Raw genomic sequence first — 16,002 nt, forward strand, 5'->3', positions numbered from 1 at the left:
TTTAATAAAGTTCTGGTGTCTTTAAATCACTTTCTAATATTTCAATATAAGCATCATCCTTCATAGAAGTTAACCATGTCTTATATACTTCTTGGGCTTTCTCAGAGAATATTGCTTCCAGTGCTTTCTGTTCTTTAAGCTCCTCTGCTGCATCATGTTCTTTTACTTTAGTATATTTGATAATCATCCAAGTCTTAGAATCCGCCTGAAAAGGTTCAGAAACCTCTCCTTTTTTCATTGACTCTAATTTTGAAAATGCTGCTGGTGGTATGACAGGTGGACTATCTAATCTTGAAACCCATCTAAACCTACCATTCGCATGATCATAATCTTGGTTATACTTTAAAGCGACCTTTGTAAAACTTTGACCACTCTCTATAGCAAGCCTAGCTCGATCTAAGGAGCTTTTAGCACCCTCTTCTGTCATGCCTCCATCTAGCTTTATTTCAATAGCATAAACATAATACTTAGTAACTTTTTTGCTTAGCATCGGAGCTTTTTCATCAATATTATCTACATATATCATTTGTAGAGTATGGTTTATTATAAAAGGTTTAGATACTTGATGTTCTTTCAAATCTTTTACATACTCTTTATACATACTAGGTATTGAATCAAATTTTACCTGTTGGCTAACAATACCACCATAAGTAGCATTAGGGGCTTGAGAAAATTGCTTAACAACTTCAGAAAAGTCAATATAGCCTTTATTAACAGCAATTGCTAATTTCTTAAATAAACCTATTTTCTTTTGACGTGCTTTTTTTGAATCTGGTAGAGCCACAATCAGATTTTTTAAAGTATAAAGCTTAACAGGAGCCATTTCTTTATCGAATTGCTCTTGATGCTTTTTAATATATTTTTGGATTTCCTCCGGAGAAACATATACTTGTTGTGAAATGGCTTGTTGTTGTAATTGGCTCACCATAAGCTGCTCTCTGATTCTTTTCTTATAGCTATCAAAAGACATGCCTGATGCTTCAATATTTAATTTAAGAGAGTCAACAGAAACGCCATTTTTTGCAGCTATATCTTTTATTGCAGAGTCAAGCTGCTGATTAGAAACCACAATATTATTTCGCTCAGCCAATTGTAACAAAACGCTTTGAGCTATTAATTCTTGCAAAGCTTCTCTTCTAATTTGTAATGAATCAGAATTAAAATTTGCATTTGGGTTCATAGCCTCAAGCTTTGCCACCTCTCGATCCAGTTCAAAAGAAGTAATAGGCTTACTATTAACTATCGCTACTGTCTTATTAACCAAATGTCTTTTATCTTCAGACATTTCTGGTGAATTTGCTGGTGCACTTATACTAGAATTAAATGAATTTTGAAACAAACTAGACGAAATATCAGACAATCCCACAGAAGTAGTTAATAGCACTATAGTAATTGAAGACAGTAACCTCTTCATTATATACCTTCTCCCCATTCACCAACCTTATAACCGTTTATCTGTTGTAAACGTGAAGATAGATTACTAGTGTCACCAATACCTCCAAGACCCTTTAATTCGAACTCTAACATATATGTACTTGTCAAATCAGCTAAATTTTGTGGGTTGTTAGGATCTTCGTTAGTATATGAACTAGCCTGCCACATAGCCCTAATAGCCCAAGATTTAGCATTATATTGAATACCTGCAAATACGTTCGATATTTGCTGCTGTTTAAAGTTGTAGTTCCACAACGCTGTAACACCCCAGTGATCTGTAATATTTAATATTGTAGATAACGTTATTGTCTCCTGAGGCTGTGGAGTCTGTCCATTATTAATTTGCTCTTGTGTAATAGAGTTCCAGTTATCTTCTATACTGTTATAAGAAATATTGAAAATATTTTCATTCTCATCTTTATATGATAGTTGATAGACTTGATAATCAAACTTTGATGTTTGAAGCCTATAGTTAATTTGTGCTGACAAATAAATATTTTTAATTACCTGAAATTCAAAAGATGACATAATCGGAGAAAACATATCATTCGCATACTTATCTTCCATTCCAGGATATGGACATTTTGCATCACCTTGGCACAAGTTAACTTTTCTATCCTCAAAATATGCCATCTGTCCAATTTTGGCAGAAGCTAATGTACTTCCGTCATCCTGACTTGTTGTATAAGTTTCCAATGCATAAGTTAACTGATTAGCATTATTGATTCTATCAAACCCAGTAAATCTGTTTACCTGGAACATCTGCATATATTGTTCATTCTGCATGCTTGTATCAAATATTGGAATATCCGTTTGATTCTGATACGGGATATATGTGTAGAATAATCTCGGTTTAATTGTTTGAGTATAAGAGCCACTTTCAGTTGTATAATCCCTGTCAAAATAAGCAGCCGCATCTATATTGAATATAGGTAAAACACTTGTAACTGTACTATTATCAAACTTAATTGTATCAGATGATTTTCTATCAAGCTGGTAATAACGAATAGGTAGTTCTAAGGATGGATTAAAATACCCCCAACCATTATTAAAGTTACCCTTGATCTTTGGTGCTTCATAAGATCTAAAACCACTCACGTTAGTTCCTCTCTCAGGGCCAGCAGCAGGATTTATTTCCCAAGGAGACTTATAAAAGTAAGTATTAAGAGTATTTGCACTAAGAGTTACATAATCAGGAGTATAGCCATCAGAAGTTATATTAAACCTCACTTCTGGTAGCTTAGCATAAGGTATATTTGCTAAGTCAATAGCTGGATTTACAACTCCATAATCTAGGACTGTTATCCCAGAGTCTATATATTCATTACCATAGTTAAGGTCAAATTGTCTAGTTAATAGTGTCTTTGTAACCAAATCAACATTACCTGACGAGAAATCATTATAGTAATTCTCATCACTAACATACTCATATATTAGATTTGTAGATAATGTTCCATCGCCAAGTGCATAACTACCTGTCGTGGTTATATCGAACGCTCCCCTCATTCTTCCTTCTTTGAAGTCCCATGGAACTAACGACCCTTCAAACTGTCCCTCAAAGTATTTGGTCATGTAACGGAATGTACCATTCTCCATAATACCTCTTTCTGACCAAATAACGTTATTAAGTAAGAAATCATAGTTTGGTGCTAAGTTGAAATAATATGGTACTGAAACCCCTATGCCAGAATTACTATTTTGAACAAAACCTGGGAATAAGAATCCAGATTTACGTTTATCATTTATCGGGTGTGAGAAATATGGTATATACATCACTGGCACATCATCTATTTTGAAGAAGCCATTTTTAACATATGCCATCTCTGTATTAGTATCGATATCGATATCACTACCAGTTATTTTCCAAGCATTATCATATGGTCCACCAGAAGTAATATAACCATCTGAAAGCATTATATTACCATCTTCCTCTTTCTTAAGAGTTTTCGCATAACCGCGCAAATAACCAGTAAAGTTCTCTTTATTATATATTCTAGTATCAGGTGTCTCACGTGCCATTCTAAAGTAAGCTTCGCCAGTACTATAAGTACCATTAGTCATATCAGAGTCTAGCTCTTTAGTCCTAATTACGATCCCAGTAGATGGTTGTTTAGCAATAACATCACCTGTCATGACCATTGATCTAATTGCACTATTATCACTAGTTAGATTTACTATGGCATTATTCCCATATAATTCTTGATCACACTGAAGAACTTGAACATTACCAGAAGCAATTAATGTACCGTCATTGTCAAATTCTGAATTTTCATAACTAAGGTCGGTCTTCTTTGAAGCACATAGCGCTTGAGTAAACTGAGGATCATTACTATAATAGCCTCCTACAAAAGTTTCTGGTTTCTTAACCCACGCTAAATCATCAGCTAAAGCTTTCTCTTTTTCTGCTGCACTAATTTCTTTATCAAAAACGTTCTTCGGCTTTTCTGCTCTTTTGCAGCTCCATTGACCATCTACAATTTCACACTTCCAATCTTCTTTGATAGGATTTTTACTAATAATTCGCGCAGCATGCGCTTGCACTGTAAACGCTACAGTACCTAAACATACTAGTAAATACCTGTGAATCCCCTTTAGCATATTTGACCTTTAAAAGCCTTAATTTTATTGAGTTTTTAAAAATAACCGTGATATTATATCTACATTTACTTAATTTTTCCATTTTTAATTTTAAAGACGGTAACTTCTAAAACAAAGAACTGGACTATTTCAATGAATATAGAAAACTATTTATCAGACATATTCGCTCAAGCATTTGAAAAGCTAGGGTACTCTCAAACTTTTGCTAAAGTTGTAACATCTAATCGTGAAGGCGTGGGTCACTTTCAATGTAATGGCGCTATGCCACTAGCTAAATTTGCTAAGAAAGCTCCTCTAATAATAGCCCAAGAGATAATAGAGCAAATTGATAGAGAAGATATTTTCTCTAAACTTGAAGTAGCTAAGCCTGGATTTATAAACATATCATTATCAGATAAATTTCTGGCTAGTACAACTGACAAATTTCTCAACTCACCTAAATTTGGCGTACAAACTAATGCCCAATCAAAAAAAGTAGTTTTAGACTTTGGAGGTCCAAACGTAGCCAAGCCAATGCACGTTGGACATATTAGATCAGCACTTTTAGGGGATGTGCTACAAAGAATACACAGATTCTATAATGATAATGTAATATCAGATGTTCACCTTGGTGACTGGGGCACACAAATGGGCATGCTAATAGAAGAAATAAAACTAGAATCCCCAGAGCTTGTATACTTTGATGAGAACTATAGCGGTGAGTATCCAAAAAGCTCTCCTGTAACAGTTCAAGAACTTGCGGAAATATATCCTAGAGCGTCAAGAAGATGCAAATCAGATATAACTGAAATGGATAAAGCAAGACAAGCAACTTTTGAGCTTCAACAAGGCCGTAAAGGCTACGTAGCTCTATGGCAGCATTTCGTGAGAATATCTATAGAAGCTATTAAAAAAGATTTTGATAGTTTAGATGTCCATTTTGACTTATGGCTTGGTGAAAGTGATGCGAACAAGTTCGTAGATGAAATGATTGACTATTTTAAAACGAATAATTTCATATATGAAGATGAAGGTGCATGGGTCATTGACACCAATAAGGAAGGAATTCCTCCTCTTATAGTTATCAAAAAAGATGGTGGTGTGATGTACGGCACAACAGACCTTGCAACACTATGGCAGCGTGCTAAAGATTTAAATCCCGATGAAATAATTTATGTGGTAGATAAAAGACAGTCCCTTCACTTTAAGCAAGTATTTAGTGTGGCTAAGAGAACAAAAGTCGTTAATGAAGAATGTAAACTTAAACACGTTGCATTTGGTACAGTAAATGGTAAGGATGGTCGTCCATTTAAAACACGTGAAGGTGGCGTAATGCACCTTTCAGATCTAATATCTCAAGCAAAAGAGTATGCTCACAAAAGAATGCCTGAGGAGAAGGATGAAAATATTATTAATCAAGTAGCTATGGCAACCATTAAGTTTGGTGATTTGGTTAACAACTACTCTAATGACTATATTTTTGATTTAGAAAAATTCGCCCAATATGAAGGCAAAACAGGTCCATACTTACTATATACAACCGTTAGAGCAAAAGCTATTTTGAGAAAGATCTTCGGCGAGAATTACAACATTAACACTTTAGCTAAAGAGTATAGAATAGCAAAAGCAGCTAATGAACATGAAGAAAAACTGCAACTACAGTTAATACAATTCCCTATTGCAATATCTCGTGCTTATGAAAACTCCCAACCTCATCATATTTGTGAATATGCATATTCTCTAGCCAATAGCTTTAATAAGTTTTATGTAAACTGCCCTATAATGAATATTGAAGATGAGCAATTAAAAAAATCAAGAATAGCATTATGTATGGCAACAATAAAAGCCATGACTACAGCAGCAGATTTGTTGGGAATCTCTATTCCTGAAAGAATGTAGAGATAAATATCACTTCATGCTCATTAAACTTAACCTCAATCTCTAATATCAAATTAATTAGAAATAATTGGAAACCAACTTATGTTAAAAATCTTTGAACAGCCTAAGGCTTTTTATACTATCTTTATGTTAGAGATATGGGAGCGATTTGGCTATCAGGCTTTAGTTGCCATTTTAGTTGTTTATTTACAACGTGGTAGCATTCAATTAAGCGAAAGTTCGGCAATTGCGACCTATGCTGCATTTGCAGCACTAGTATATGCTTTTATAGTATTAGGCGGCTATATTGGGGATGCAATTCTCGGGGCAAAAAGAACCATTGTTCTGGGACTTATTGTCTTGTTAAGTGGTTATGTACTTCTAACGATTGGGGATAAGGAGTCAACACTATGGGGGCTTTCTTTTATATGTGTTGGTACAGGTTTATTTAAGTCAAACCCTACAAGCCTGCTATCAAAATGTTATGAAAAAAGTGACTCCGGACAAATCAGCAATGCTTTCACTCTTTTTTATATGGCTATAAATTTAGGCTCACTACTTGGTAGCTTAGCAATTCCAACGATTGCAAAACATTATGGTTACTCTGCGAGTTTTGTAGTTATCTCTATAGCTTTGATCTTTGCTATAGCTACTTTTGTAGGCTTTGGTTTCACAATGAAGCATATATCTACTCACGCAGGTGCCCAAAAGCTTAGATTAAGTTATTTATTCTGGGTAATAATAGGGGTAATTGCTATGATATATATAGTCAAAGCTCTACTTGCATATCTATTCTTAGCAAAATTAATAGTCATTTTGAGTTTTATTGCTTGTCTACTTATCTATATGTATTTAGCATTTTTATACAAGAAAGATGGCTACTTCTACAAGATGATGCTTGCTTTGATACTAATGTGTGAAGCTATAGTATATAAGATATCATACATACAAATGGCATCATCAATAAACCTCTTTACTATCAAAAACACAGATCATTCAATTTTAGGATTTATAATAGCACCGGAGACATTCCAAGCACTTAATCCTTTCTGGATATTTGTTTTAAGTCCAATCTTAGCGATGTACTATGTACACTCTAATAACACGAAGTTTAGCTTAAATGTATATAGCAAATTCTCTACTGGGTTACTTGTAATAGGCCTGTCTTTCATACTACTGTATGTTTCTAAGTTTACAGCTCATAGTGGTGTAATCTCATCATACTGGCTATTTGGTAGTTATGCACTTCAAGCACTAGGGGAATTGCTAATATCCGCGATTGGGCTATCAATGTTTAGTAGACTTGCTCCAGCTAAAGTTAATGGCTTTATGATTGGAGTGTGGTGGGTATTCTTGGCATTTGCTTCGATTTTGGGTGGATTAGTTGCTCAATTAACTGCGATAAGTAAACAGCAAGTATCTTCAGAAACCCTCACTCTATCTCTAAATACCTATACCAGCCTTTTCTTAATGATTGGAATTGCTATAGTAATTGTTTCATTTATATCTTTTGGTCTTTCACCATTTAAAAAGAAACTTATTAATCAGTAAATTTCACAAACTTTAACCAAATAGCTCAAATAAACACTAATATTTATCTAATATTATTAGCTATAGAGTTTCACTACAAAAGGCCTAATTTATCGAAGCCTATATTACTCAATGCTCCATACAAAATTACTGCCACAGAATTTGATAAGTTCAAACTACGACTGTTTTCATGCATTGGAATCTTGAGCTGAGTTTGTTCAAGCATTCTTAAAACTTCGGCTGGTAAACCTCTTGTTTCTGGACCAAAAAGTAAAATATCATCACTATCAAAATCTACTTGATGATAGTACTGCTTCGCTTTTGTTGTGCACGCCCAAATCTTATTTTCTTTATTTTTCTGATAAAACTCATCAAAATTTTTATAAATCTTAAGATCTGCAAATTCATGATAGTCAAGACCAGCTCTTCTAAGTTGCTTATCTTCTAACTTAAACCCTAATGGCTCAATCAGGTGTAATTTAGCACCTACATTTGCACATAATCTAATTATATTACCAGTGTTGGGTGGAATTTCAGGTTCATATAATGCAATATTTATCATTTTTATATATCTATATCATTGTTTAAAAAGTTATTGAATTCTTCTTGCTTAGCTTTTTTTGCTGCTTTTTTATTTAAATGATATTTTTCTGCTCGTGCTATAAAATCCTTGTTCATGATTTTTTTCAGATACTCAGGATCAAGCAAGAATGGTTTATTAGGTGTTTTTTGTCTTTTCATAGCTTCTGGAATTCTAACAGAATATAAGACCAAGATGTCATCATCATTTTCTATAACTACTAAATTAGCTTCAAGGTTATACTGTTGATTAACTAAATGATACTCCTTATGGTTATCAATATCTATCTGCTTCACAGGCCTAACTTCATAGTTTATCTTCACAGCTTTTTTAATAGATTTTTTATTTGTTTCCTTCATATACTTTAAAAGCTTTTGCTTATACTTTAAGATCTTATTCTCAGCGGTTATCATCTTAGGTAGCACATTATCAAGGAAGTATTTTGTTTCATCTTCATCTAATGCAAAGCATGTTCCAGACTCTTCAGATTTGTAGAAACAGCCTTTAGTATCAACAAACATATATAAATTTTGAGTTTTATCATAGTATATGTGATATTCACTTAAAGACTTCGGATGACCTAAATAAACGAACTCGTCACTGAACATCGTTGAACACGAGTACAAAGCTAGACCCAGAATTACTATAAAAATCAAACTAATCTTTTTTTTCATTATCAAATAGATCCAGAAAAGACTTATAAATTAAATTTTATAGAATTTTTTAAAATATTTATAGTACTAAAAATAAGTTATTGAATTAAGTGAAGCCTATTAGGAATAGCTACTATTACTTTTTACCCTTATTAGGATTATGTCTATATAACACCAGGATATTCCCTATAATTTGCACAATCTCAGATTTTGTAGCTTTAACAATCTCCTCTGCAATTTCTTGCTTTTCTTCTTTCGGTAAACGTCCTGCCTTTACTTTAATTAACTCATGTGATGCTAGAGCCAAATCTATTTCTAACATTACATTCTCAGTAAGCCCCTTTTCCCCCATTAGGACAACGGGCTTTAATGAGTGTGCTTGAGCTTTTAATTTTTGTTGTTGTTTAACATCCATTTTATTTCACCTATTTTATAATTTCTAATATTAAATTTTCTATAACCAATTCTTTATCAACATTCTTGAAGTTTGCAAAATAACCTTTTGCTTCCAATGATTTATAATAAAGCTTATATATATAATCATCTGTAAACTTAGCTGAGAGGTATTTTATAACTGCCAATTTATCGTAATTAGCAATACTAGCTTGCTCATCGAGATTATAATTATAAGCATCAATTATTACACTCGTTAACCAATATAAAACATCTCTAAAATGTGGATTAACCTCTTTCAAAAACACATTAAGGTTTGTTTGCTTAACCAAAACCTTCATTAGATTATTTCTAAGAGTCCAAAAATGTTGTTCAAGCTTGATTTTAGCTACAATATTCACATCATCACGAGCCATCAACAATGATTTCTCAACTGCTTCTTGAGACATATCAAATGTATACTTTAAATAGTTATATTTATCTTTTTGGCTAAATTTAATGTCATAAACTAAAGATCTACTTTTAACTGTAGGCAAGATATCAGTATAATTTTTGGTAAACATCAAAAAGAATGTGTCTATTGAAGGCTCTTCTAATGTTTTTAATAAAGCATTAGCTGCAGACTCATTTAAGAAATCAAGTTCTTCAATTATAATTATTTTACATAAATTATTATGCGCAGTTAACCCACAGTTTTTGGTTATCTTTTTTATTTCTGAAACTTTAATTTCATCATTCTCTATAGCAGCTATACTTATATAAGGAGATTCTTTATAGTTTACAACCTTCTGACCCAACAATAACTGGCACAAGGAACTTACAAAACCATCTAGTAACACAGCATCTTTAACTCTAAAAATAAAAGCATGATGAAGCATTTTCTTAGTTTTTTGTTCAAAAAAACTATCAAGAAGTTGCTGATGAATATCTAAAGATAACACTTTCGTCCTATATTATTTTACGTGCATACAAAAAACTTGTAATAGTTTTTTTAATCATAGCAAGCTTAGATTTTATTAGTCCTTTATCCTTTTTCCTAACATAACTGACTTCATAAACAGAATAATGATTGTTTAATAACTCAATCAAATAGTCATCATAAGTTCTAATCTCATCAACTAGTCCTAAACCTAAAGCATCTTTACCAAACCAATACTCTCCAGTAGCTACTTCGTGTATATTCAAACTAGGACGATATACCAAGATATGCTTTTTAAATAGTTCGTGAATATTTTCCAAATCTTGTTTAAATTTCTTACGCCCTTCCTCTGTATTTTCACCAACAGTTGTAAGCGTACGTTTGAACTCACCTGACGTGTGCATTTCAACATTAATACCATTTTTCTCAAGTAACTCTCTGACATTAGGAACTGTTCCAACGACCCCGATTGAGCCCACTATTGCAAAAGGTGCAGCAATAATCTTATTAGCAACAGCTGACATCATATAGCCACCACTAGCAGCAACTTGATCAATACAAACTGTCAAAGTTATTCCTGCTTGTCTAATACGCTCCAACTGAGCCGCAGCAAAACCATAGCCATTAACAACACCACCAGGGCTATCAATTCTTACCACAACCTCATCTTCAGGTTTCGCAACTGCTAAAATTGCTGTTACTTCGTTGCGTAAATTTTCAACCTGAGATGCGTGAACATCTCCCTTAAAATTGATAACAAACTTTCTTTGTTCTGGCTTTTCTTGCTTATCAACTTTCTTCTGCTCTTTAACAAACTTTTTATATTCTTTTTTATCAAGAATAGTTCCTAAAATCTGCTCTTTAGTAGATCTATACTCATCGCCTATTTTATTTATCTCAAGCTTGCCTTTAGCTAACTTTGCAACTTCTTGCTTTGCCTTGGCAAGTAAAGAAAAAAAGCTACCTATAACAAAAACAATAGCTATTACAACCAAGATTGTACTCAAAACAAAAAATACAAAATCTATAAAACCTTGATACCACATAATTATTATATCCTATCGATGAGCTCTTAGAGTCTTTAGCAAAGACTCTCCAGCTCCACCTTTTAAATTGGCTTTTTTGACAGAATCTCTTGCAAAAACACGCTTCTTATAATTAAAAATTGACCCATACTCTTCATCAATTACAAAACCTTCTGCTTCTAAACAAATAATTAAAGCAGCTATGTAACAATCAGCAAGTGTAAAACCTGAGGATATGAAATAGTCAGAATCCGAAAAAGCTTTTTCCATAGCTAATAAACTCTCTTTAAGATCTTTAAAAATTGCTTTCAACTTAGCTTTATTTTCTTTATTTTTTCTAATTTCATCAAGTACTGGATACCACTCATTGTCAATTTTGTCCAAAGAAAGGCGTATCTTAATACGATCATTAACAACACTTGGCAGTAGACTTGGAGCCGGAAATCTCTCATCTATGTATATTAATAATGCTTTTCTATTATTTATACTATAGTCTTTCTCCATTAAAACAGGAAAAATACCATTTGGAGAAATTTTTTTCACAACTTTTGGTTCCAAATCTCCTGCCTCAACAATATCCATTGCCATTTTCTTTTCTGCTAGAGCTATTCTTGCTCTCAAAGAATATGGACAATATTTAGTAGTATATAATGTAACTTTCATCAAATATGCCTTTTTATGGATTAAAACAATTACTCTTGTTTGCTATAATTGTCAGATAATAAAAACTAGTATGAAATTTTACCATATTTGTGGATAACTACAACATAGACAAGCAAGGCTTTTTATTAGACTTTGACAGTTGGGATGTCAATTTTTGCGCTAAAATGGCTAATGATGAAAACATATCATTAACAGATGAGCATATGCTAGTCATCAACTTCTTACGCGACTTTTATCAACAAAATAAGAAGTCTCCGGCTATAAGAGAACTTGTAAAGGCCCTAAAAGAAAAATATGGAGAAAAAATAGGCAATAGTTTGTACTTACAGATACTATTTCCTGTATCGCCTGCTGTACAAGCTGCAAAACTAGCAGGACTTCCAAAACCTAAAAGATGTATTTAAATATTCAAAGGAGTGAATAATGACAAAAATTTTATGCAAAAAATATAATGAAGAACTAGATGCCATCCCATTTCAACCACTACCTGGTGAACTTGGTAAAAAAATACATGCTGAGATTTCAAATAAAGCATGGCAGGCTTGGTTAGCTCATCAAACAATTTTAATCAACGAATATCGTTTAAACTTAATGGATTCAAAAGCTAAGGAATTTCTCAAAGACGAAATGCAAAAATTCTTATTTGAAAACAAAGAGGATAAACCAGAACAATTTAGCGAAATTTAAAATGTTTCTCTTCAAAAGAAAATATTATTAATTGTTACAACTATTTTCTTACTTTCTTATATATATATTTTGGATTGATAGTATCCGCTAAGAGTTTGTTTTCAAAGTCAACTCTTACTAGAATACCAAGTGTAAAGCACATAATAAGTAAACTACTACCGCCGTAGCTTATAAGCGGTAAAGTAAGACCCTTTGTTGGTAACAATCCGGTATTAACACCAATATTAACAAAAACCTGAAAACCAATCCAAAAACTTATCCCATAAGATAGAAATGCTTGATAATATCTTTTTAGCTCAAAAGCCATTTTTGCAATATTCATAGCCCTAAATACTATAAATAAATATACCATGAGTAAAATCATCAACCCTATAACACCTATCTCTTCAGCTATCACAGATGTTATAAAATCCGTATGTGCTTCAGGTAAGAAAAATTGCTTTTGAACTCCATTACCTAATCCGTCACCAAACCAACCGCCTCGACCAAAGCCTATAAGAGCCTGCACAAGCTGATAACCTGAACCATTCGCGTTTTCCCACGGATGAAGAAATCCTGTAATCCTATGCATTCGATATGGCGATATAATCACAAGCATAGTCGCCATGATAAGCATTGCTCCTATAAGTAGACCATACCAACGCACCTTATTACCAGACACAAACAACATTCCCATAACACATATTGAAATAACTACAGTTGATCCAAAATCAGGTTGCATAAGCAACAAAACTGCAATACATCCTAGTAATGTAATAGGCGTAAGAATACCTTCTTTAAAATTAGTCATTTTAGGTAAATTTTCGGCTATATACCCAGAGAAAAAGATAATTGCTAAAAGCTTAGCTAACTCAGCAACTTGGATATTTATAATAATAAGAGGTATCCAACGTCTAGCCCCATTTACACTTTTACCTACACCTGGAACCAAAACAGCTACCAATACTATAAGCATTATAAAGAAAAAAGCATTATAGTTTTTCTCATAATTCTTAGTAGGTACCAACAGTGCCAATAAGAAAAGAAATATTGCAATAACTGCAAAAAATCCTTGTCTAATAGAGTAAAAATATGGATTATTGTAATCATCTAACGCAACAACCATAGAAGCAGATGTAACCATTACCCAACCAAAAATTAGCAATCCTAACATTACAAAAACTATTGAAATATCTATTTCTAGCTTTGCTCTAACACGCTCTTTTTTTGTATTTTGACCACTTAATAAAAGCTTTAATCTATATAGCACTACATTTTCCCATTTTTTTATTTTAGCTTAGCAACTAATCTTTCGAATACATCACCACGCTCCGCATATCCACTAAACTCATCAAAGCTTGCACACGCTGGTGATAGAAGAATAGTATCACCATTCCGAGCTTTTTGATTAGCTGAGTCAAATGCATCTTTCATATCATTACAAATCTGATACTGGCATAGATCTTTGATATAATTCTCTATATATTCCTTGTCTTGACCATATACACAAATGTATTTAACATACTTGTCTAAAGATTTTTTCATTAGATTAAAATCACCACCTTTAGCAACACCGCCTAATAACAATATAATATTCTTCGAATTAGTAATACTATTTAGTGCAGCTATAGTAGCTCCAACATTTGTACCTTTTGAGTCGTTGATATAAGTAATACCGTTTGTTTTTTTGACAACTTCGCAACGATGCTTAAGCCCCTTAAACTTTTTAACTGAATTTACTACCTTAAATGCATCTATACCAAATCTATCAAAAATATTGAGAACAACTATAATATTCTCTAAATTGTGTTCTCCGAAAAGATTTGTCTCATTTATATCTAACAACTTAGTCGCATTTTTATAGATAGAGCCTCTTACTATCTGATATTCACCGGCATACTTAAGACCATTGTTATGCACATCATAAACAAAAAAATCATTACTAAACTTTGCTAAATTTAGCTTCGACTGTTTATATTCTTCATAGTTATTATATCTATCTAAGTGATCAGGTGATACATTAATCACACACCCTAAATCAAACTCTACACTATTAAACAAATCTATTTGAAAACTCGAAACCTCAACCACACAGTAATCAAATCTCTCACCAATCTTATTGAGGGGTGGCGTACCAATATTACCAACAAGGATACTTTTATAGCCTAAGTCTCTTAAAACAAAATCAAGCATTGTGACGATAGTACTTTTCCCATTCGATCCTGTAACAGCTATCATTTTTGCCTTAGTGTTTCTAATTGATTGATAAAACAGATCAATATCACTAACTATTTTTTGTTTAAATTTAGATAAAACTCTATACGGCGACTTATTAAGTGGAATACCTGGACTTACAGTTATTAAATCATATTGTTCTAAATCACAATTTATAAAATCATTATCGTTCTGTGAGATATCAACTGAAAGATCAATAAAGTTAGCTAAAAAATCGCAAACAGACCTACCTGTAGAGCCATAACCAACCATAAGTAGTTTAGATATTTTTTTATCATCAAAATAGAAATTGAACATTACCTAACCTTAATAGCTATCAAACCGATTAAGAAAAGTATCAAAGAGAATATCCAAAAACGTATTACAACTTTTGTCTCAGGCCAGCCCATTAGTTCAAAATGGTGGTGGATAGGTGCCATTTTAAAAATTCTTTTACCATTTCTAAGCTTATATGATCCTACTTGCAACATCACAGATAATGCTTCTATAACGAATAACAAACCCATAATAAAAAATATCAATTCTTGGCGAATCATCACAGCAATCACACCCAAAACAGCACCTAACGTCAATGAGCCTACATCACCCATGAAGACCTCTGCTGGGTGCGAATTAAACCATAAAAATGCTAAGCCCGACCCACATAAAGCCGCACAAAAAACTACTACCTCAACAAGTCCTTTATTGTCGATGTACGGGAAAAGTAAATAGTTAGCTAATATACTATTTGTTTCAATATAAGCATAAATACCTAATCCTGCAGCAACAAGAACTACAGGAACTATCGCTAAACCATCTAATCCATCAGTTAAATTTACAGCATTACTACTTCCATTAATAATGAAAAAGGTCAATACCACAAACAGAAAGATCCCCATAGGAATATATAGATTCTTAGAAAAAGGTATTGAAAGACTCATTTCTCCATTTTTAGACAAAAGATAAAACAAAACTATAGCCAATATAACTGAGAAAACAGATTGTAAAGCAAATTTGTGCTTAGCCCTTAGTCCCTTTGGATGCTTAAGAACTAGTTTTAAGTAGTCATCAAAAAAACCAATAGCTCCAAAGAAGATAACTACTAAAATTAAAATCCATAGATATATGCTAGACAAATTCCCCCAAAGTAAAGCCGATATGATAACAGAAGAAAGAATTAAAACTCCACCCATAGTTGGTGTATTTCTCTTAGAAAAATGACTTTGTGGTCCATCATCTCTTACAACTTGGCCAATTTGCATTTTCTGCAACCATCTAATCATTGGCCTACCGAGAAAAAGCGTTATTAACAATGAAGTTATGGAAATCATTATAATTCTTACAGATACATAACTGCTAAAAACTTCTAGACCTTTATAGTAATGACTTAACCAATTAAAAAGATAAATTAACATATAATAAAAAATTTCAGTGTATTGGCGCTATTATAATCGATATATTATGTTTTTT

The 16,002-nt window shown here is 32.7% G+C and carries 15 protein-coding genes; 4 read left to right on the forward strand and 11 right to left on the reverse strand.

From position 1 onward, the window contains the following. Position 1: 1 nt before the first annotated feature. Entirely contained in the window at positions 2-1,414 is a 1,413-nt protein-coding gene (locus tag F7308_RS08870; protein ID WP_013923534.1) for a SurA N-terminal domain-containing protein, read from the reverse strand. Beyond that, positions 1,414-4,032, reverse strand: a complete 2,619-nt coding sequence (locus F7308_RS08875) for an LPS-assembly protein LptD (RefSeq protein WP_013923535.1) — start codon at positions 4,030-4,032, stop codon at positions 1,414-1,416. Before F7308_RS08875 ends, F7308_RS08870 begins: the two co-directional genes overlap by 1 nt. Positions 4,033-4,164: 132 nt before the next feature. Between F7308_RS08875 and argS the strand changes: the two genes are divergently transcribed. Together argS and F7308_RS08885 are read left to right on the forward strand one after the other, a co-directional pair. After that, a complete protein-coding gene (gene argS, locus F7308_RS08880; protein WP_013923536.1) occupies positions 4,165-5,910 on the forward strand; it encodes an arginine--tRNA ligase in 1,746 nt (581 codons plus the stop codon). Between the two features lie 81 nt (positions 5,911-5,991). Beyond that, positions 5,992-7,440, forward strand: a complete 1,449-nt coding sequence (locus F7308_RS08885; protein ID WP_013923537.1) for an oligopeptide:H+ symporter — start codon at positions 5,992-5,994, stop codon at positions 7,438-7,440. A 73-nt stretch (positions 7,441-7,513) separates the two neighbouring features. Here F7308_RS08885 and trmL read toward each other — a convergent pair whose 3' ends face one another. The 6 genes from trmL to sspA all read right to left on the reverse strand — a co-directional run bounded on the left by trmL (position 7,514) and on the right by sspA (position 11,655). Further along, complete coding sequence (trmL, locus tag F7308_RS08890; RefSeq protein ID WP_013923538.1) at positions 7,514-7,981, reverse strand: tRNA (uridine(34)/cytosine(34)/5-carboxymethylaminomethyluridine(34)-2'-O)-methyltransferase TrmL; 468 nt, start codon at positions 7,979-7,981, stop codon at positions 7,514-7,516. 2 nt (positions 7,982-7,983) lie between these two features. Beyond that, complete coding sequence (locus F7308_RS08895; protein WP_041263828.1) at positions 7,984-8,673, reverse strand: FTN_0109 family protein; 690 nt, start codon at positions 8,671-8,673, stop codon at positions 7,984-7,986. A 115-nt stretch (positions 8,674-8,788) separates the two neighbouring features. Beyond that, the gene (gene yhbY / locus F7308_RS08900) at positions 8,789-9,067 is read right to left on the reverse strand and encodes a ribosome assembly RNA-binding protein YhbY (RefSeq protein ID WP_013923540.1); all 279 of its coding nucleotides are present in this window, start codon (positions 9,065-9,067) and stop codon (positions 8,789-8,791) included. A 10-nt stretch (positions 9,068-9,077) separates the two neighbouring features. Further along, positions 9,078-9,986, reverse strand: a complete 909-nt coding sequence (locus F7308_RS08905; protein ID WP_013923541.1) for a DNA polymerase III subunit delta' C-terminal domain-containing protein — start codon at positions 9,984-9,986, stop codon at positions 9,078-9,080. A gap of 7 nt (positions 9,987-9,993) precedes the next feature. Beyond that, a complete protein-coding gene (gene sohB / locus F7308_RS08910; protein ID WP_013923542.1) occupies positions 9,994-11,010 on the reverse strand; it encodes a protease SohB in 1,017 nt (338 codons plus the stop codon). A 12-nt stretch (positions 11,011-11,022) separates the two neighbouring features. Next, positions 11,023-11,655 carry a transcriptional regulator SspA gene (gene sspA, locus F7308_RS08915; protein WP_440137195.1) on the reverse strand — a complete coding sequence of 211 codons (633 nt, stop codon included), beginning with the start codon at positions 11,653-11,655 and terminating at the stop codon, positions 11,023-11,025. 86 nt (positions 11,656-11,741) lie between these two features. On the opposite strand from sspA, the gene F7308_RS08920 reads away from it, so the two are divergent. Together F7308_RS08920 and F7308_RS08925 are read left to right on the forward strand one after the other, a co-directional pair. Next, complete coding sequence (locus tag F7308_RS08920; RefSeq protein ID WP_041263830.1) at positions 11,742-12,056, forward strand: TusE/DsrC/DsvC family sulfur relay protein; 315 nt, start codon at positions 11,742-11,744, stop codon at positions 12,054-12,056. 19 nt (positions 12,057-12,075) lie between these two features. Beyond that, positions 12,076-12,339 carry an oxidative damage protection protein gene (locus tag F7308_RS08925; RefSeq protein ID WP_013923545.1) on the forward strand — a complete coding sequence of 88 codons (264 nt, stop codon included), beginning with the start codon at positions 12,076-12,078 and terminating at the stop codon, positions 12,337-12,339. A gap of 40 nt (positions 12,340-12,379) precedes the next feature. Here the strand turns inward: F7308_RS08925 and ftsW are convergent, their stop codons facing one another. The 3 genes from ftsW to mraY are packed head-to-tail and all read right to left on the reverse strand — an operon-like array spanning position 12,380 to position 15,947. Continuing rightward, positions 12,380-13,588 (reverse strand): putative lipid II flippase FtsW, encoded by a 1,209-nt coding sequence (gene ftsW / locus F7308_RS08930; RefSeq protein ID WP_013923546.1) that lies wholly within the window; start codon positions 13,586-13,588, stop codon positions 12,380-12,382. Positions 13,589-13,605: 17 nt separating this feature from the next. Beyond that, a complete protein-coding gene (gene murD, locus F7308_RS08935; protein WP_013923547.1) occupies positions 13,606-14,850 on the reverse strand; it encodes a UDP-N-acetylmuramoyl-L-alanine--D-glutamate ligase in 1,245 nt (414 codons plus the stop codon). Further along, positions 14,850-15,947: a phospho-N-acetylmuramoyl-pentapeptide-transferase gene (mraY, locus tag F7308_RS08940; RefSeq protein ID WP_041263832.1), complete on the reverse strand. Its 1,098-nt coding sequence runs from the start codon at positions 15,945-15,947 to the stop codon at positions 14,850-14,852. The genes murD and mraY overlap by 1 nt, the downstream gene beginning before the upstream one ends. Positions 15,948-16,002: the final 55 nt, after the last annotated feature.

Origin of the sequence: Francisella salina, from assembly GCF_000219045.1 — a bacterium.
Lineage (GTDB): Bacteria > Pseudomonadota > Gammaproteobacteria > Francisellales > Francisellaceae > Francisella > Francisella salimarina.